The following is a 17,154-nucleotide window of genomic DNA, read 5'->3' as shown; positions in this document are numbered from 1 at the left end:
TTCCCATAATAACAAAAAACTATCAAATTTTGCGATCGGGATTTTAAACAATGAATCAGAGACAAGTAAGCTCTCATGTAGGTATAGCCAGCATTTAACGTTAATAATTTAGATTTTACACCCGAATATAGCTTTGCATTCCCTCCGCCGGCAAAACAATCAACCGCTGATTTTTAAAGTCCGGTTCTAAACCCAAATCTTCGAGGGGAATTAAGCCGAGTAAAGGTTCTTCTCCTGCGGGAATTTCTACACAATCATACCTGCCTTCCCGTTCAGCTACGGCAAGACTGACATCTTTGAATAGACGAAATTTTCTGGTTCCTATTGCCGTATGTCCGTCGATTTCGCCTAGCATGGGCAAACCCAACTGACTGATAATATCTGCTGGTAAGCAGAGTCGAGTTGCGCCTGTATCGACTAAGACGTTATCGATGGTGATAGAGCGTATTTGCTCTGCGGGGATGAACCCTCTTTCTCCCAGAATTTCATCGATGTGATTGGTGACGGTTATTGTTGCGGTGACTCGGCCCATTTTTTTATCCTTTTGTTTTGCTATAGAATGTTGCCGTTGCCTTTCGACTAAACGATCTACAATCGAGGTTGCCTATTTTACATTTTAACAATATTTGTAACTAAAAGCGCTGTTGTTCTTTATTCTTTAAATTGGGTTGAGAAATATGGCAACTTAATAGCAAAAATGTTCTCTAATTATTGAATTACGAAGCTTCTGCCATTCTTGTTTAGAAACATCTGCACGAGTTTTGTCACCCGATGGATCGCGGATATCCCAAATTGTATCTGCAATCCGATCTAGCGATCGCCCATGATAACGATAATCGAAGTCCCAGAAAGCATCACCGACGCAATCTCCTTGTGTAGTAATCATTTCTCGATCGACTGTATTACGAATAGCATTCCATTCGCGGATGTAGGCAGAAGAATCGTCAGATCGCAATTTTCGACCTCCCAATTGAGGATTCACTCTATAAAAAAACCAATCCGTCAGCCTATCCACAGCTTGAGTTCGTGATTCATAATCGCGCGCTGTAGCACAGTCTAGATTGGAACCACCGAGTACAAGGGATATAGCTAACGCACACACCCCTAAAAACTTCGATTTTGACTTAAGTGAAAGTGATTTAGTTAGCACGATTAAACCCAATAAAAATTATCAATATCCCAGATATAGCTGGTAATAAATCTTTTATTTCCATCCATCTTTAGAACAAGAAATTCCTCCTGTTTTAGGTGCGAGAGTAGATAAACACCAATAACTTTTTCCATCAAACACAACGCCTTTTGTGATATATTGTAACTCAGATAGAGGTTGCCACGGTCGGTCGATATTAGACTCATCATAATATCGATATTGTTTTCCCTTGACCTCTAAACCCTGAGCCGAACCTCCCAACCAATAACGACCTTCTTGAATTATGTTTGATGACGATTTTTGTTGAGGGCTATCTGTCTTTTTCTCAATCCACCAATTCCTCACAAAACGTTTTGTATTTTCAGAACCTCTTGTTGTAGCGACTACAACTAGCAGTTCTCCTTGTTGATTGATAAACTCAAAACGACAAGGCCCCTCTCCTGTACCCGAACAATCCTTAATCTCTTTATATCCTAAATCAAATAGCTCTTTAACCGAACGATCTCTGAGGTTAGGTTGACCTTGTAAGCTGGGCTGCCACCCTTGTTGAATCAGGATTTGGCGCGCCTCTTTGTATGGCATACCTTGTTGAAGAGGTATTTTTCTTGGGGCATTTACAGAATTTTCAAGGCTGACTTGAACTTTTTTATTTAAAGCCTCGATAGTTGAATTTTCGGGTGGATTATTCAGGTAATTTTTTTTAGTTGTGGTATCGATGTTTGCACTATTTATGCTGGGAAGTTGTTGCTGTGTGGCAGCATCCGCCAAACTTGTATATCCAATGGCGATTAGTCCCATCAATGGTGCAATAATTCTGGTTGTAATAAGAGTGCGATCGCATATCCAACTTTTCATACTCATCGGTTTAAAATCTTTCGTTTTACAATCAATGCTGCGTGCGGCGTAAGGCGATCGAGTATCACAGTCCACAATTGGAAATATACATTTCGCGTCGAATTGCTGACCATTCACTAATGCCGATCCGATCGCTTTTGGGAATGGGCTGTCCGGTTCGTTGAGGATGGCGGCTGTAAAAAATTGTATCTGCAAGTAAATCGTAGGTTTGTTCGTAGGTTTCGCCGTTAATTGTGGTGAATTCCCATCCTATCTCTCCTGGGGCTGGCCTAAAGCAGACTTCTTGTACCGACTTGACTCGCGGATCGATCGCCTCGCGCAATCTCCGCCATTGATTGCTATATTCGCGATCGCCCGCTTGCAGTTTGCGATGGTTTAACTGAGGATTAACCCTGTAGAATAAGAAATCGGTCAATCGATCGACGGCTTGTTCTCGCGATTCGGCTTTGGCTAGATTGGGGCTGCTGAGGACAAGGGCGATCGCGATCGCACAAATTATTGATAATCTGGAGACGGGTTTAATTGACAGCGACTTGATTAGCATAAGAGTCTATAAACCGGGTTTTCATGAAAATACTTGGTTACCGTCCGTAGACTCCGCAAAAACCCGGTTTCTTTGGTATTTATGAACATATTACAACAATAACCTGTTGATTTCATGTAACACTTCAGCTAACGTGGGTGCGGAAGAGGCCACAATATTTTCTTCACTCTCTTCATGCTTATGGTGAGGTAAATTAGGTAAATTCAACTTAGGTTTATGGTCAGCATTATCATAACGAAAAATTAGATTTTCCGACGAATTAACATAGTGATATGAATACATATCCCGCTCAACTTCTGTAATTACATAGACAAACTCGCGCAGATGAAGTAATGAGCCATCTGGAAAGTAAACCCTCCCCCGCAAAAACCCGGTATAACTATCACGTTTGGCTTCTGTCAGTTGAAAAGACTCAACTGCTGTACAAGCAGCAATAGCCTCCCGAATTTGCTCAAAATACTCCTCAATGAACAAACTATGCCTCCCTCATTTCACTCACTAATTGAGCTGTGGCTAAATCGGCGGTGATTGTGGCTATAGTGCCATACCGCCGGGACTGCGGCGTTACAAAAAATTCAATACTGTTTAATTCCTTAGCATTATCTTGCAATCTCTTCAGCATCCTAGATTCACCAATCCACTCATCAAAGTCGGGACTATGATGTAATTCATCATTGCTAAACTTGCTTAAAAACTCTTGAGTGGAAAATTGATATTGAGTTTCAAACTCTCTCAATCTCTCCTCAGTGACTCTAATTCCATCGGCGAGTAATTGTAACTCTTTAGTAATCGCATCTGTGACGAAACGCAGGATTGAGTCTGGGCGTTCACAGATGATTTTGATTTCAGCCATTCTTGTGACTCCTTTTGAAGCTTAGATTATTATACCAAATCCGGTGGCATTGGAATTGATATTACGCAAAACAATCATAACCATTACTTCCATCCCAACCACCTTAACAAAGGCACAATTAAATAATGACTAACTCCCAAACAAAGCCCGATCGCACTTCCCAACAAACCAAAAAACACAATCGAGCCCCAAACTTGCAGCCAGCCGAAGGTAACGTTAGACAGTGACAAAATCCCAAAGAAACTCCCCGGAAAAATGTTCCACGCATTCAGAAACAGAAACATTCCCGTAGAGAAAACAGCCACTACCAAAGCGTGAACTAATTGATGACTCCGCAAACCCATTCCTACAGTCATAGAGGCGATCGCAAAAGCTCCCAAAATAACCCCCTGCACACCACTAGAAGCTGTTGCTTCCATCCAGCACAAACCCGCCAACAAATAACCCTGAGCTCCCATCAATCCAGACAGCCAATACTGTTTTTGCTGGCGAAAACTCCCCGCATCCGTCAAACCGATCGCAGTTCCGAACCCCGCAAATCCAAACAGCAGCACTTCCGGCCCGACAGCGAAAGTCATATTAGGAATTAATTGCTGCAAACCTTCATTCAGAAAACTGGCAATTTCCGGGCCTAGAGGCGAAGCATAACCCAAAACCAAACCGCCGATCGCCCCCGCACTTCCACCAACGGCACCCAGCACCATTTCCCAGCCAGTATCCAGAGAAGCTACCACGATTTGGGCGATCGCGCCGAACAGCACAACCGTCAAATTTGCCGTTTTTTGTGCCCCTGCCACCACTACTTGCCGACAGAATTCTACAATAGCTTGACCCATTGGGGCGATGGCAATTTTGCCCTTACTCCTAGCATAAATCTCCTGCAAACGCGCCCGAACATCACCAGCAGTCGCCGGACGTTCCCGCACGTTCGATCGCACCATATCGTCCAACAAATTCGCAAAAGGCGGACTCACAGATACAATGTGGCGCCACCGCAACTCTCCCGTCATCGGATCTTCAATTTCCGCCGGATACTTCCCCGTCAGCAAGTGAATGCAAGTCCGCCCCAACGCATAAAAATCCGTCGCCGGCACCACACCGCCTCCCACAATTTGTTCCGGCGGACTGTATCCGGGCGAAATCAACCGCGTCGAACTCGGAGAATCTTTCCCCACCGGTTCGACACCGCCCATCTGTTTAACTCCCCCAAAGTCGATCGTCACCAATTGCAGTCCGCCCAAACCCTTGCTTAGCAAAACTTGGGGCGATTCCGGGTCTCGCAGCATCAAATTTGAGGGTTTAATGTCGCGGTGAATAATCTGACTCCTGTGCAACTCCTCTAAAATTTCCACAGCTTGACTCAGCCAACTAAACACCCATTCCTGCGGACATCCTTGAGGGTGCTCGTCGAGAACTTCTTCTAAAGTTTTGCCGTGAATCTTTTCCATTACCAAACAAGGCAGCCGCTTCGCCGCCGGATTTCCCTCCCCGCCTGCAAAATTTTGTGTTTGGACGTGAAAATAACCGTCAGGATCGACTCTAGGGACGCCAGGGTGCCGCAAAAGTGCCAAAACCCAAGCTTCTTGCTCGAACAGTTTCAGGGCTTTCGGGGCCGTTTCGAGCAACACTTTCAGGACGCGCTCGGTTTCAGTTTCTGTGTCCCAGACTGTGAAAATTGCTGCAAAACCCCCGGAACCGAGGCTTTCTAGAGGCACGTAGCGATTTTTTAGCCGCAGCGGAGCTCCGCAACTATGACAAAAATTGTTGCCCCAAGTCTGAGGGTAGGGCCTTGGGCAATCTGGATTGATGCAGTGGACGGCTTTTGAAGGGGGGTGAGGCACAACCAGAGTAAAAATGGGGCTAAATATCCATAGTAGACTTACGCGCAGCTAACCCAGAAACCCGGTTTTCAGCGAGGTTAAATGGCTGTAACGACGGATTGGGTTTGAGAGCACAAGTCCTGTCCATATTATGTGCTATGCTGTCGATTTTTGACTTCGCGGTCTCCGATTCACGGGATTTTAGATTTTAGATTTTGGATTTTAGATTGCTACATACTGAATAACAGTTGAGATCGATCGGGCGATCGATCTTAACTCCCAACCATAACTTTAGGTATTTCTAACTACTTCCCCCTTGCCGATTACCCATTACAAATTCTGATTTTTAAGTATTAAATTCTTTACATAAACCGTATTGATCCGCTGTTCCGCTTGCTGCACCATATCTTTCGGTCGAGCAAAATTCCCCCCCACTCTGCGATCCCCAGCCTTTCCTCCTGCATCCTTCGCCCCTAGAATTTCATAAGATATGTTACAAATATTTGCTTAATGTAAAGCAAAATAAATAATACTTATGATGATTAAAAGAATATTAAAATTTGAGAGTGACACTTTGTTGATATATTTTTAACAGCCTGCGATCGGGCAAAAAAATTAAGCGAATACTAGGAAGCGAGATATGGCTTACGCGCAAACCCAAACTCAATCAAAGGCTGGGTATAAAGCCGGAGTTCAAGACTATAAACTAACGTATTACACGCCGGACTACACGCCGAAAGATACAGATATTTTGGCTGCCTTCCGCGTCACACCGCAGCCGGGAGTTCCCCCAGAAGAAGCTGGAGCTGCTGTGGCTGCTGAATCTTCTACAGGTACATGGACGACTGTTTGGACTGACCTCCTGACCGACCTCGACCGCTACAAAGGTCGCTGCTACGACATCGAACCAGTTCCCGGTGAAGACAACCAATACATCTGCTTCATTGCCTATCCTTTGGATTTGTTTGAAGAAGGTTCCGTCACCAACTTGCTGACCTCTTTGGTCGGTAACGTGTTCGGTTTCAAAGCTCTGCGCGCTCTGCGGTTGGAAGACTTGCGGATTCCCATCGCTTACCTGAAAACCTTCCAAGGCCCTCCTCACGGTATTACCGTTGAGCGGGACAAATTGAACAAGTACGGCCGTCCTTTGCTGGGTTGTACAATTAAGCCCAAATTGGGTCTGTCTGCTAAGAACTACGGCCGTGCCGTTTACGAAGTTCTGCGCGGCGGTTTGGACTTCACCAAAGACGACGAAAACATCAACTCGCAACCGTTCATGCGTTGGCGCGATCGTTTCTTGTTCGTTCAAGAAGCTATTGAAAAAGCCCAAGCAGAAACCGGCGAAGTCAAGGGTCACTACCTCAACGTAACTGCCCCCACCTGCGAAGAAATGATGGAGCGGGCTGAGTTCGCTAAGGAAATCAAAACCCCCATCATCATGCACGACTACCTGACCGGTGGTTTCACTGCAAACACCACCTTGGCCAAATGGTGCCGCCGCAACGGTATCTTGCTGCACATTCACCGCGCTATGCACGCCGTGATTGACCGTCAGAAAAACCACGGTATCCACTTCCGCGTGCTTGCCAAGTGCTTGCGGATGTCCGGTGGAGACCACCTGCACTCCGGTACAGTTGTGGGTAAACTCGAAGGCGAAAAAGGCATCACGATGGGCTTCGTAGACTTGATGCGCGAAGACCACATCGAAGAAGACCGCAGCCGCGGTATTTACTTCACCCAAGATTGGGCCTCCATGCCCGGTGTCATGCCGGTTGCTTCTGGTGGTATCCACATCTGGCACATGCCGGCTTTGGTGGAAATCTTCGGCGACGACTCCTGCTTGCAGTTCGGCGGCGGCACCTTGGGCCACCCTTGGGGTAACGCACCTGGTGCAACTGCTAACCGCGTTGCTTTGGAAGCTTGCGTCCAAGCTCGTAACGAAGGCCGCAACTTGATGCGCGAAGGCGGCGACGTAATTCGCGAAGCTTGCAAATGGTCTCCTGAACTGGCTGTTGCTTGCGAACTCTGGAAAGAAATCAAGTTTGAGTTCGAGGCAATGGATACCCTTTAAGGATTTTTGGTTTGAGATTTTAGGTTTTAGGTCGCAAACTTGCTGGGAAGTCTTTATCTTTGAAGAAGATTTACAAGTAAGTTTGCATCCAAAATCTAAAATCCAAAATCTAAAATTTGAGGGAGCTGGGGTCAAAAATGGATCTCAAACAAGTTGCGAAAGACACCGCTAAGGTGCTGGCAAGTTACCTAACCTATCAATCCGTGCGGATGGTGGTCGCTCAGTTGAGCGAAACCAATCCTCCTCTGGCAATCTGGTTGAATGAGTTTTCCACTAAGGGCAAAATCCAAGATGGAGAAGCTTATATTCAAGAGTTGCTTTTGGAAAATCAAGATTTAGGCTTTCGGATCATGACTGTGCGAGAGTATCTGGCTCACGATGTGACGGAATTTTTGCCAGAAATGGTTTGTACTGGCATTCAACAGGCGAATATGGAACACAGACGCCAGCATTTAGAGCGAACTACGCAACTTAATTGGTCTGTTTCTAGCAGTAATCCTGAAACATCAATAGATTCTGAACCGAATCTGGATAATTTGTCGAGTTAATCGATCGACAAGTGCGATCGAACACACACCTTAGAGATACAAAAAATGAAGACTTTACCTAAAGAGCGTCGTTACGAAACTCTGTCCTATTTGCCCCCGCTGACAGACGCCCAAATTGCCAAGCAACTCCAGTACATCCTGGATCAAGGCTACATTCCCGGCGTAGAATTCAACGAAACCTCTGCTGCTGAAATGCGCTACTGGACTCTGTGGAAGTTGCCTTTGTTTGGTGCTCGCAGCGTCCAAGAAATCATGGCTGAAGTTCAAGCTTGCCGTCAAGAAAATCCTAGCTGCTACATCCGCGTCATGGGTTTTGACAACGTGAAGCAATGCCAAGTGCTCAGCTTCATCGTCCACAAGCCTAACACCAGAGGCTACTAAAAAGTATTGGCTGGCTAATCTAACTTTTAGGTTAACAGTCATTGCAGATTGGAGGCGGAGAATTTTCTCTGCCTCTTTTTTTAGGTTCGTTCGTAGTAAGGACTTTAGTCCTTCTGCTTCTGCTTCTTCTGTAGGTTGGGTTGAAGGATGAAACCCAACATCTACCGGGCGTTGGGTTTCATTCTTCAACCCAACCTACGAAAGTCGATATTATTTAATCCTCATTGCTGATAGCTTACAAATAGCTTTTAAAACTTGCAGCAACAAAATTGAAGGTTCGGCTTCCATCAAAGTCAAAAATGGCATTAGCTGATAGGTTGGGGGATTTCCTCTGCGGATATGGACGAACTGATAAAACTCTCCTTCTGCTTCTGCTTCTTCTGTAGGTTGGGTTGAAGGATGAAACCCAACATCTACCGGGCGTTGGGTTTCATTCTTCAACCCAACCTACGAAAGTCGATATTATTTAATCCTCATTGCTGATAGCTTACAAATAGCTTTTAAAACTTGCAGCAACAAAACTGAAGAGTCGGACTCCATCAAAGTCAGAAAGGGCATTAACTGATAGGTTGGGGGATTTCCTCTGCGGATATTGACAAACTGATAAAACTCGCCGCTAGTTGCCAATCCCCAAACAGACTCTTGATATTCTAAACTTTTAGAGGCGTAAGTTAGGAGTTGGGGCAAACCTGCGCGGGGAGCAATTAGACTATTTTTAGATTCTATTACTAAAATCCAAAATGGTATATCAGCGGCAATTTGTTTCTCTTTATTGATTGCTAAAATGTCAAATCTGCCTGTAATCGTTGTGTCTTCATCTTCTATAGTTATGTTAGCAATGTCTTGTTCTAGACTCATCTTGATTGGGCGGCGGTAGAAGCCAGCCAATCGCATTAAGGGAAAGGTAGTTAGAGCTTGTACCAGTCCTTCAGAGACTCTTTCCACTGAGAGGTATTCGCGAAAATCGTTGCGGATTTGGGCGAGTTCTAACTGTTCTATCTCTGTTAAGGATTCTAAGGATAAAAAATTTGTGTACGTGTCATTATTAAGCTGCTCTTGGAATTTCAAAAATTGACAGACTTCACCGAGAGTTATATTTTTGGCGTTAATAGTTGTTGTCATGTTTTGATAAGTATTTAAGTTTTAGTTATAATTATAACATAGAGATTGTGATAGTCAATTTGTACCATTCTTAGGAACAGGCAAGATGCCTGTTCCACGACATATTAATTTTTTTGTGGGGCGGGCATCTTGCCCGCCCATGAAAGTGACAAAAGGGATAACTGCGAACCTAATCTATCCTTTCCATCACAATTCCATCAACTATTTCATAACCCCAATTAAAATGTCGATTTGCTAACTGCTGGGCCATGTCATATTCGCCTAAATTGCATAGTTCAACTAACATTTGATATCCTTCATCTCTTTCTCGCTGCAACCTTTCCTGCCGCAGTTTTTCTCTCTCTTCCTCAGAAGGATTTGGTCGTTCTTCCCCCAGGGGATTGATATCGCTAATTCGTTTCATATCCGTCTCATTAAAAAGGGATTGATTCGACTATTTCACCGTCAACTATTTCATAGCCCCATTCTGGGTTAGCAGCGATTTGTTGTTCAACTATACTTCTGCCGAGAGGAGTTTGGTAAGCTTTTTGCAAAGAGGAAATACTGGGGATTTCGGCGGCGGTTGGCAGCTCTTTTTGTTCGAGTTTTGGCGGTTCAGCAATTGTTTCAGATGTGGATTGATTGAGGGCTAATTGCGGCGCGATCGCCCCTAACTTCCGCATAACGCTATCCTTGGTGATTTGCGGTTTTTCGTTGAAGGAAGAGGGCAGATATGGTGTGTCAACGCCCTGCTGTTTGGCTTTGAGTGCATCATCAGCAAGGCGATCGCACTTTCGCAGAAATCCCTCCCACAAATCTTTGCCCAAAACCGGGTTTCTCAAGTCAGCACGGGCTTTAGATACTGCTGCTTCTAGCGGTTCTCCTTTGTGCACGTAATACTGAATTCGCTCTTCTTCAAAAGCAGGATAAGGCACTTCCGGCTCGATTTCCCAATCTCGCTTAACTTTCTGACTTTCTCCTAAAGGAATTCCGGCGATAAATTCATCCCAAAAAGTCGAGGTTAAGCCTTTTGTCATGCTGTCAATAATTTTAAATGCCCATCCAGAAGGATTGCCGAATCCTAAGTTGCGCTCTTGAGCATATGCTTCTAAAGCTCGCTGAAAATTGTGAAGTTCTTCTTGGGAATTCCAAGGGCCGCTAAATCGGTAATGAGGCGTTACAGCAACGGCTATTTGCTGGCGGGGTTGCCCGAAATATTTGTCGGTTTTAACTACATGATTTGGGGGTGATGTTTCGGGGATTATTTCTACAGGGCGATTGGTGCTTTCGCGGCTTGTCTGTGTTATAATTTCTGGCAGATTCGGTGTCCAAAAGTTATTGAGTTTTTCCTCGAAAGCGTCAATGTCCGCCCAGAGTTCTAGGGTGTCGGTGTTGGGATTTGGTAGTTTTTCTTTCAGGAGCGATCGCACTTTGAGCTGCTTTCTCGCTAATTCCTGTTCTTCCTGATTTAAACCGGTGGCTTTTTCTATTTCTGCGCTGTTAGTTTTCACCCATTCGCCGGAGTTGGACTGTTGTGATTGCCATTGCAATAATTGGCACAGAAAAATACTGGCTGTGACTCCGCCGGTGATTTTGGCGAGTTTGGGATAGTAGATGGCGGGGTTTCCTAGATTTCCTAAAAATATTCCTATTTTCATTTTTTATATTCCTAATTCCCTTGAATAGTAGGGTGATTTTCGGCGCACCATACCTCGACTAAACTAGCATTGAAAAACTTAAGATTTTCTTTAAGCTTCTGTCTATTCCCGACTGAATGGAGTTTCTAGAGTAAAAACGGGGATCGCTTATTCGATCGCCTGATTGACAGGAATCAGTTAAGCGTAATAATAAATTATTTACTGTACAGCTCCTCCCAAAATGAATCCAGAACGCCAAGAGGCTTATTTGAACTTAATCGAGCGAGTGCTTACCTGTCCCAACGGCCAAGAACCAGAGGTTTTGAGTTCCTGTTCCGATTTAATTGATGCGGGATTTGTGCAAATGCTAATCCAGATATCGGCTTCAATGGCCCGCGAAGGTGACGAAGATACTGCTAATTTTTTAGTACAACTTGCTCGTTTGCTGGGGAAATCTTTGGGTTTGTCGCCGGATTTGATGCTGGCTGGGTACAGTAGTGGACAGGGGTAGAGAAAAAGTGCGTTAGCGAAGCCCTCGAAGAGGATCGTCTCGTTGTATCATGTTTTGAGAAAAGAGGGCGATTCCCTACCCTTCGGGATAGCTTCGCCTCACCTAATTTTTAAATGCAGCGATGGCTTTACAGTTTATATTCGAGAGGTTCACAAAAATCATTCACCCCAGTTTTAAATACATAAATAATCACCGAAGTCACCAAAATATCAGGGCAAATTTTTGCTGCAACTAAATCTCTAAATGCTGCATTCAATTGTCCGTTTGTCAACTCTTCTTTAACCTCTGATTTGCAGATAGCAACGCGGCATCTTTTGGCCAATCCGTCTAACCAATTTTCCGAGATATTCGGTTCTTGTCCGGCTTGAATTGCTAGAGATATCGCAGCATCTTCGATGTTACCTTCGCAATCTTCGATGGCGTCTAGGGCTTTTAGGGCTTCGGGATATTCGGCTAATTGCGAGCGAAATTGGGCAATTTGTTGTGAGGTAATAATCACCATATTATTTTCCTGGGTTCTCTGTTGGCGGGATAAGTTTAGCAATTAAAGGTGATATTATAGCATTTTTTTGATTGGGGTGGGAATTGGGCGATCGAACTTAATTACATTTTCAACTAATATTTTGCACTTCGCAATGGTCGGGCTGGGGCTTAAGCCCTGGTATTAAAGCTTAAGTCCAGGCTATGAGGAGTGATGTTAAAATTAACAAAATGCGGCGCTAAAATAGGTTTGCAGGATTCATATTTCTAGGGAGTTAGGAAAAATGACAACCATTATTTTAAACTTAGATACTGTCGAACTAACAGACGAACAGTTTTACCGTTTATGCCAGATGAATCGAGATTGGCAATTTGAACGGACACCTAAAGGAGAAATTATCATTATGTCACCCGTAGGCGGAGTCAGCGGCAATCGAGAAGCCTATTTAATTACAGATTTGGGCTTGTGGAACCGTCAAACGCAGCTAGGGAGAGTGTTTAGTTCTTCTACAATTTTTCGCTTGCCTAATAATGGCTATCGAGCTCCAGACGTGGCTTGGGTTAGCTTAGAAAGATGGTCTGCTTTAACAGCAGAAGAACAAGAGAAACTTCCGCCAATTTGTCCTGATTTTGCCATTGAATTGCGATCGCGCCCAGACCCGCTGCGGCCGCTTCAGGAGAAAATGCAGGAGTATCTAAACAGCGGTTTACGCTTGGGTTGGTTAATTAATCCTCTAGACGAAAAAGTGGAGATTTATCGCCCTTCTCGCGAAGTAGAGATTGTACAATTTCCTGTCAGTTTATCGGGAGAAGATGTCTTGCCCGGATTTGTGCTTAATTTGCCGATGATTTGATATTGCATCAAATTTTTCCTGTTTCCAACTGTATTTTCTTCGGACAAATATCATCATCGTACCAACCAGTCAAAGCCACCGCCAAAGCATCCGCCGCATCGTCTGGTTTCGGAATATAACCCAACTCCAACTCCCGCGCCACGGCATCTTGCACTTCGGATTTATCCGCATTACCGCGGCCCGTCAAAGCTTGCTTAATTTGAGCCGGCGTAAACTCGAACAACGGCACTCCACACTGCGCCAATACTAGCGTCAAAACGCCCCGCGCTTGCGCTACAAGTATGGTATTTCCCATCTTGTAAAAGAACAGTTTTTCGGCAATTGCTATATCAGGTTTAATCTGTTCAATTACCTCGTGCAAATCGTCGTAAATTGTTTTCAAGCGCTGTCCCATTTCCTGTTTTGGCGTTGTTTGTATGACGCCGCAATCAATCATGGAAACGCTGTTTTTATCTTGTTTGCCGGGGACAATTTGACAGGAAATTGCCCCGTAGCCAAGATTTGCTAAGCCCGGATCTAATCCTAAAATTCGTTTTTCCATTGCCAGAATTAGTAATTGGAACTGGGAAGGAGGCATTAAAAATTTGGGAAATGTTTCCTCACTACCCATTACCAATTACCAATTATTAATTACCCCTCAGTTGTTTCTAGGCCGAATACCCGATCGAAAACTTTAGTCACTTTATACCCCGAATCTATTGATTCTAGCGGGTCTTTCCGCAACCGGTGCCGCAAACACAGAGTCATCACCCGGCGAATATCGTCCACAGTCACCTCTGTGCGGCATTCCAAAGCCGTGAAAGCTTTCGCAGCCCGATTCGTCACCAAATCGCCCCGCAGCCCGTCTACGTCCAATTCCGCGCACACTTGGGAGATTTTTACCCGCAACTCTCGATCGATAGTTACCGATTTCAACCTTTCCTGAGCTTCCACCAACTTCTGCTGCATATCATCTTGTTCGTGCTGATATTTCGCGAGAAACTCCGGCGGATTTTGGTCAAAACTCGATCGCTGTTCGACAATTTCCACTCTTAAATTCGGGTCTTTTACAGTCCGAATTTCTGCGTGCATCCCGAATCTGTCGAGCAACTGCGGCCGCAATTCTCCTTCTTCTGGATTCCCGGAACCGATTAAAATAAACTTAGCCGGGTGGCGGATCGAAATGCCTTCTCTTTCAACAGTATTCCAACCGCTGGCGGCCGAGTCGAGCAAAACATCGACTAAATGATCGTCGAGCAAATTGACTTCATCAACGTACAGAATGCCGCGGTTAGCTTTAGCTAAAAGGCCGGGTTCAAAAGCTTTAACACCTTCTGACAAAGCTTTCTCGATGTCGATCGTACCGCAAACTCGGTCTTCGGTAGCGCCCAAAGGCAAGTCTACCATTTGGACTTTTTTGCGGGCGATTTTAATGTCAGTTTGAGATAAAGTGCGATCGCGCACTTCGTCACTCATCAAATCTGGATCGCTGGGATGACTGTTAAAAGGATCGTCAGCCACCACCTCAATTTCCGGCAGCAAATCAGTGAGGGCGCGGATTGTGGTAGATTTCCCAGTACCTCGATCGCCCATAATCATCACCCCGCCAATTTTGGGATCGATGACATTCAACAGCAGCGCCAGTTTCATCTCCTCCTGGCCAACAATTGCAGTGAAGGGAAAAACAGCGCGGCGGGCTGCGGTAGCGGTAACGGTTGGTAGAGCGCCCGCATTTAGGGTATTGCTGACTTCGGCAGTAGGACTCACAGGATAACTCAAAATATAATAATTGCTTGTTTATTGTAGGGGATAAGGGATTCTCTGGGGCGATCGCACTTGTAGGATGCGTGAGGGCCAGAAATCTTTGACTGGTGGCGTGTGACTGTTGACTTTCACGCACTTTGGTCTTTCCGCAGTGAAGTGCAACTAAGCTTTTCTGTATTTAAATTGCACCTTTGGGGCGGGCAGGATGCCCAACCCCTACTCCCCACAGGAGTTTTAAGCAAAATCACCAGTAAATTAAATGCGGGTAGATTGCAAATTTTGGGCGATCGGCAACCCTAATGTAAACTTATGTAACGATTCACCGCCCTTCGCATAAAAACCTCAACTTCCCCCAGATAGATAATTAAGAGCGTTTTCAACCAACTATTTTTCAGGGGTAGTATGACTGAACTTAACATCGGGGCATTGACTGGCAGCACAAGCTACACAGGTAGTGTTGACACTACAAATATTTTTGACCTTTACAAATTTAACATCAACAGTCCGGGAAGTTTCCAATTGTCGATCGACAGTTTGAGCGGGAATGCCGACGTATTTTTGTTAAACTCTAGTGGCGCAACACTTTACAGTTCCACCAACGCGGGAACCAGTGCAGAAACAATTAGTGTTGACAGCTTACTAGCCGGAGACTATTCAGTCAAAGTTTTGCAAATTAGTGGCGACATCAAATACACGCTGAATTTAGCACCAACCAGCACTCAAAAACCATCCGACGCAGACACCCTCACCGGTGCACAATTAGATTCTCCACTTCCCTCAAACAGCGCCGAAACTTCGGAAAAACCGACTGTAAACATAGATGTAATTACAGGAACTCCTGTTGATGACAAGACTGTGACTGCAGAAACAACATCAACAACTACCGACAAACCAGTCACTACAGACTCCGAAACAACTCTCACATCTGAACCGGAAAAACCTATAGCAACGAGTGAATCTGCGGCAGAAATCACCTCAACAACTACCGAAAAATCAGTCACTACAGACTCCGAAACAACTCTCACATCTGAACCAGAAAAACCTGTAGCAACGAATGAATCTGCGGCAGAAACAACATCAACAACTACCGACAAACCAGTCACTACAGACTCCGAAACAACTCTCACCTCTGAACTGGAACCACCTGTAGCAACGACTGAATCTGCCACAGAAACATCAACAACTACCGACAAACCAGTCACTACAGACTCCGAAACAACTCTCACATCTGAACCGGAAAAACCTGTAGCCACGACTGAATCAGCTAGCGAAGAACTGCCAAATGAAGAGACTACATCAGCGGGGGAAATCGCACCAGAGAAACCACCAACCGATTCGGCAATTTCAACCGCCGAAGAACCCAGCGAAACTGCTGCCACAAACAATCCAAATAGCACAGCCGCCGCCAAAACAGATGCAGTTGCAGGCGAAACAGTTGCCACTCAAGAACCAAAAACAGGCGAGACTGTAGTTACTATTTCCCCAGATGCCAGCAAGCCAGAAGACGAAACAAATACTGACACTAGCAACGGGGAAGAAACAGAGAAAGAGAATTCAACTACTACCGTAGCAACAACTGAAACCCAAAAAGAACCCGAACCGACTACGGACAAAAAGTTAGTTTCTCCCTTTACATCGGGGGTATTTACTACCGATGAAACTGGTCGAATCAGTGTAGACTACACATTTGATGGTGGGAGGTTCCAAGGTGAGTTAGCTATTTTCAGCTTAGACGATTTAGACAAATTTGAACCTGGTTCGGAAGCATTCATTAAAGAAGTAGCTGCGCGTTCTTTAAGTAACTCGGTGAAAGGTCATGTAGTGATTAATGATGCTACAGAAGGCGCCCGGTTTTCCGGTTTGTTAGGAGAGAGTAATGCTAACGAAGGAGTCTACTTAGGAGTCAAGAGTTTTGCCGTAACTGCTGGTGGTAAATATGGGGTGATGTTGGTACCCAACGGTAGCGTCAAATTCGTTTACGATAATCCGACTGTTGGGGGCAATCAACGTCCTTTATTTTCTATGGCAATGGCGAATCCTGTGGAGGGATTTCACTTTGGTCAAATTGCCGATGTCACGGGAGAAGGCAATACCTTTGTCATGGAGGATATGCGGTTAGATGCAGGGAGTGACAGGGATTATAATGATATCATTTTCCAAGTGCGGGGTGCAACGGCAACAACTGCTTTGGTGGATAGTGTGATTAACCCCGATAAAGAGTGGCGGAAAACTGATTTGGGCAACGCACTTATTGCTTATGCGAAAGACCCAATTGTTAAAGACCCAATTGTTAAAGACCCAATTGTTAAGGACCCAATTGTTAAAGACCCAATTGTTAAAGACCCCATAGTCCAAGACCCGATTGTTAAAGACCCGATTGTTAAAGACCCAATAGTCCAAGACCCAATTGTTAAAGACCCCATAATCCAAGACCCAATAGTCCAAGACCCGATTGTTAAAGACCCAATAGTCCAAGACCCGATTGTTAAAGACCCAATAGTCCAAGACCCGATTGTTAAAGACCCAATCGTCCAAGACCCGATTGTTAAAGACCCAATCGTCCAAGACCCGATTGTTAAAGACCCAATCGTCCAAGACCCGATTGT

General features: G+C 44.9%; 21 protein-coding genes. 7 read left to right on the top strand and 14 right to left on the bottom strand.

Translation table 11 applies throughout. The features are described from left to right. Positions 1–115 precede the first annotated feature (115 nt). The 7 genes from QT987_RS05455 to QT987_RS05425 all read right to left on the bottom strand — a co-directional run bounded on the left by QT987_RS05455 (position 116) and on the right by QT987_RS05425 (position 5,243). On the bottom strand, positions 116–532 hold the full coding sequence (locus QT987_RS05455) for an aspartyl protease family protein (RefSeq protein ID WP_333237981.1): 417 nt from the start codon (positions 530–532) through the stop codon (positions 116–118). A gap of 153 nt (positions 533–685) precedes the next feature. After that, positions 686–955, bottom strand: a complete 270-nt coding sequence (locus QT987_RS05450) for a hypothetical protein (protein ID WP_333237979.1) — start codon at positions 953–955, stop codon at positions 686–688. 249 nt (positions 956–1,204) lie between these two features. Beyond that, positions 1,205–2,005, bottom strand: coding sequence for a hypothetical protein (locus QT987_RS05445; protein ID WP_333237977.1), 801 nt, complete (start codon positions 2,003–2,005; stop codon positions 1,205–1,207). Positions 2,006–2,069: 64 nt separating this feature from the next. Beyond that, positions 2,070–2,549, bottom strand: coding sequence for a hypothetical protein (locus QT987_RS05440; protein ID WP_333237975.1), 480 nt, complete (start codon positions 2,547–2,549; stop codon positions 2,070–2,072). Positions 2,550–2,639: 90 nt separating this feature from the next. Then, a complete protein-coding gene (locus QT987_RS05435) occupies positions 2,640–3,023 on the bottom strand; it encodes a toxin-antitoxin system TumE family protein (RefSeq protein ID WP_333054741.1) in 384 nt (127 codons plus the stop codon). 1 nt (position 3,024) lies between these two features. Further along, positions 3,025–3,402, bottom strand: a complete 378-nt coding sequence (locus QT987_RS05430; RefSeq protein ID WP_333054740.1) for a hypothetical protein — start codon at positions 3,400–3,402, stop codon at positions 3,025–3,027. Between the two features lie 83 nt (positions 3,403–3,485). Continuing rightward, positions 3,486–5,243, bottom strand: a complete 1,758-nt coding sequence (locus tag QT987_RS05425) for a serine/threonine-protein kinase (protein ID WP_333237973.1) — start codon at positions 5,241–5,243, stop codon at positions 3,486–3,488. 619 nt (positions 5,244–5,862) lie between these two features. On the opposite strand from QT987_RS05425, the gene QT987_RS05420 reads away from it, so the two are divergent. The 3 genes from QT987_RS05420 (at position 5,863) to QT987_RS05410 (ending at position 8,222) form a co-directional block, all read left to right on the top strand. Beyond that, positions 5,863–7,293 carry a form I ribulose bisphosphate carboxylase large subunit gene (locus QT987_RS05420; RefSeq protein WP_333045238.1) on the top strand — a complete coding sequence of 477 codons (1,431 nt, stop codon included), beginning with the start codon at positions 5,863–5,865 and terminating at the stop codon, positions 7,291–7,293. Positions 7,294–7,430: 137 nt separating this feature from the next. Further along, positions 7,431–7,841 (top strand): RuBisCO chaperone RbcX, encoded by a 411-nt coding sequence (gene rcbX, locus QT987_RS05415; protein WP_333237970.1) that lies wholly within the window; start codon positions 7,431–7,433, stop codon positions 7,839–7,841. 45 nt (positions 7,842–7,886) lie between these two features. Next, positions 7,887–8,222 carry a ribulose bisphosphate carboxylase small subunit gene (locus tag QT987_RS05410; RefSeq protein ID WP_190745620.1) on the top strand — a complete coding sequence of 112 codons (336 nt, stop codon included), beginning with the start codon at positions 7,887–7,889 and terminating at the stop codon, positions 8,220–8,222. A gap of 210 nt (positions 8,223–8,432) precedes the next feature. Here the strand turns inward: QT987_RS05410 and QT987_RS29860 are convergent, their stop codons facing one another. The 4 genes from QT987_RS29860 to QT987_RS05390 all read right to left on the bottom strand — a co-directional run bounded on the left by QT987_RS29860 (position 8,433) and on the right by QT987_RS05390 (position 10,981). After that, positions 8,433–8,663: a hypothetical protein gene (locus tag QT987_RS29860; protein ID WP_445299609.1), complete on the bottom strand. Its 231-nt coding sequence runs from the start codon at positions 8,661–8,663 to the stop codon at positions 8,433–8,435. A gap of 21 nt (positions 8,664–8,684) precedes the next feature. Next, entirely contained in the window at positions 8,685–9,344 is a 660-nt protein-coding gene (locus QT987_RS05400) for a restriction endonuclease subunit R (RefSeq protein WP_333237968.1), read from the bottom strand. A gap of 169 nt (positions 9,345–9,513) precedes the next feature. Further along, a complete protein-coding gene (locus QT987_RS05395) occupies positions 9,514–9,747 on the bottom strand; it encodes a hypothetical protein (protein ID WP_333237966.1) in 234 nt (77 codons plus the stop codon). 10 nt (positions 9,748–9,757) lie between these two features. Then, entirely contained in the window at positions 9,758–10,981 is a 1,224-nt protein-coding gene (locus tag QT987_RS05390) for a hypothetical protein (protein ID WP_333237964.1), read from the bottom strand. A 220-nt stretch (positions 10,982–11,201) separates the two neighbouring features. Here QT987_RS05390 and QT987_RS05385 point away from each other — a divergent pair, with 220 nt between their 5' ends. Beyond that, positions 11,202–11,471, top strand: coding sequence for a hypothetical protein (locus tag QT987_RS05385; protein WP_333138436.1), 270 nt, complete (start codon positions 11,202–11,204; stop codon positions 11,469–11,471). 127 nt (positions 11,472–11,598) lie between these two features. Here QT987_RS05385 and QT987_RS05380 read toward each other — a convergent pair whose 3' ends face one another. Next, entirely contained in the window at positions 11,599–11,973 is a 375-nt protein-coding gene (locus QT987_RS05380; RefSeq protein WP_015179219.1) for a hypothetical protein, read from the bottom strand. Between the two features lie 262 nt (positions 11,974–12,235). On the opposite strand from QT987_RS05380, the gene QT987_RS05375 reads away from it, so the two are divergent. Continuing rightward, the gene (locus QT987_RS05375) at positions 12,236–12,805 is read left to right on the top strand and encodes a Uma2 family endonuclease (protein WP_333237962.1); all 570 of its coding nucleotides are present in this window, start codon (positions 12,236–12,238) and stop codon (positions 12,803–12,805) included. 7 nt (positions 12,806–12,812) lie between these two features. Here QT987_RS05375 and ruvC read toward each other — a convergent pair whose 3' ends face one another. Beyond that, entirely contained in the window at positions 12,813–13,346 is a 534-nt protein-coding gene (gene ruvC / locus QT987_RS05370; RefSeq protein ID WP_333054731.1) for a crossover junction endodeoxyribonuclease RuvC, read from the bottom strand. Between the two features lie 89 nt (positions 13,347–13,435). Beyond that, the gene (gene bchI, locus QT987_RS05365; RefSeq protein WP_333237961.1) at positions 13,436–14,551 is read right to left on the bottom strand and encodes a magnesium chelatase ATPase subunit I; all 1,116 of its coding nucleotides are present in this window, start codon (positions 14,549–14,551) and stop codon (positions 13,436–13,438) included. Between the two features lie 111 nt (positions 14,552–14,662). Between bchI and QT987_RS05360 the strand changes: the two genes are divergently transcribed. Then, complete coding sequence (locus QT987_RS05360) at positions 14,663–14,848, top strand: hypothetical protein (RefSeq protein ID WP_333103367.1); 186 nt, start codon at positions 14,663–14,665, stop codon at positions 14,846–14,848. A gap of 102 nt (positions 14,849–14,950) precedes the next feature. Next, positions 14,951–17,154 (top strand): DUF4114 domain-containing protein (locus QT987_RS05355; RefSeq protein WP_333237958.1); only part of this gene is annotated, 2,204 nt, incomplete at its 3' end.

The organism is Microcoleus sp. SVA1B4 (assembly GCF_036700545.1).
In the GTDB taxonomy this organism is placed as follows: domain Bacteria; phylum Cyanobacteriota; class Cyanobacteriia; order Cyanobacteriales; family Microcoleaceae; genus Microcoleus.
This window is presented reverse-complemented; position numbering and strand designations above follow the sequence as displayed.

Bases quoted from the DNA above. Each gene is read 5' to 3' on its own strand.
- QT987_RS05420 (WP_333045238.1), top strand. From the start codon at position 5,863: ATGGCTTACGCGCAAACCCAAACTCAATCAAAGGCTGGGTATAAAGCC.
- QT987_RS05390 (WP_333237964.1), bottom strand. From the start codon at position 10,981: ATGAAAATAGGAATATTTTTAGGAAATCTAGGAAACCCCGCCATCTAC.
- QT987_RS05385 (WP_333138436.1), top strand. From the start codon at position 11,202: ATGAATCCAGAACGCCAAGAGGCTTATTTGAACTTAATCGAGCGAGTG.
- rcbX (WP_333237970.1), top strand. From the start codon at position 7,431: ATGGATCTCAAACAAGTTGCGAAAGACACCGCTAAGGTGCTGGCAAGT.
- QT987_RS05400 (WP_333237968.1), bottom strand. From the start codon at position 9,344: ATGACAACAACTATTAACGCCAAAAATATAACTCTCGGTGAAGTCTGT.
- QT987_RS05445 (WP_333237977.1), bottom strand. From the start codon at position 2,005: ATGAAAAGTTGGATATGCGATCGCACTCTTATTACAACCAGAATTATT.
- ruvC (WP_333054731.1), bottom strand. From the start codon at position 13,346: ATGGAAAAACGAATTTTAGGATTAGATCCGGGCTTAGCAAATCTTGGC.
- QT987_RS05440 (WP_333237975.1), bottom strand. From the start codon at position 2,549: ATGCTAATCAAGTCGCTGTCAATTAAACCCGTCTCCAGATTATCAATA.
- QT987_RS05375 (WP_333237962.1), top strand. From the start codon at position 12,236: ATGACAACCATTATTTTAAACTTAGATACTGTCGAACTAACAGACGAA.
- QT987_RS05455 (WP_333237981.1), bottom strand. From the start codon at position 532: ATGGGCCGAGTCACCGCAACAATAACCGTCACCAATCACATCGATGAA.
- QT987_RS05410 (WP_190745620.1), top strand. From the start codon at position 7,887: ATGAAGACTTTACCTAAAGAGCGTCGTTACGAAACTCTGTCCTATTTG.
- QT987_RS05380 (WP_015179219.1), bottom strand. From the start codon at position 11,973: ATGGTGATTATTACCTCACAACAAATTGCCCAATTTCGCTCGCAATTA.
- QT987_RS05430 (WP_333054740.1), bottom strand. From the start codon at position 3,402: ATGGCTGAAATCAAAATCATCTGTGAACGCCCAGACTCAATCCTGCGT.
- QT987_RS05395 (WP_333237966.1), bottom strand. From the start codon at position 9,747: ATGAAACGAATTAGCGATATCAATCCCCTGGGGGAAGAACGACCAAAT.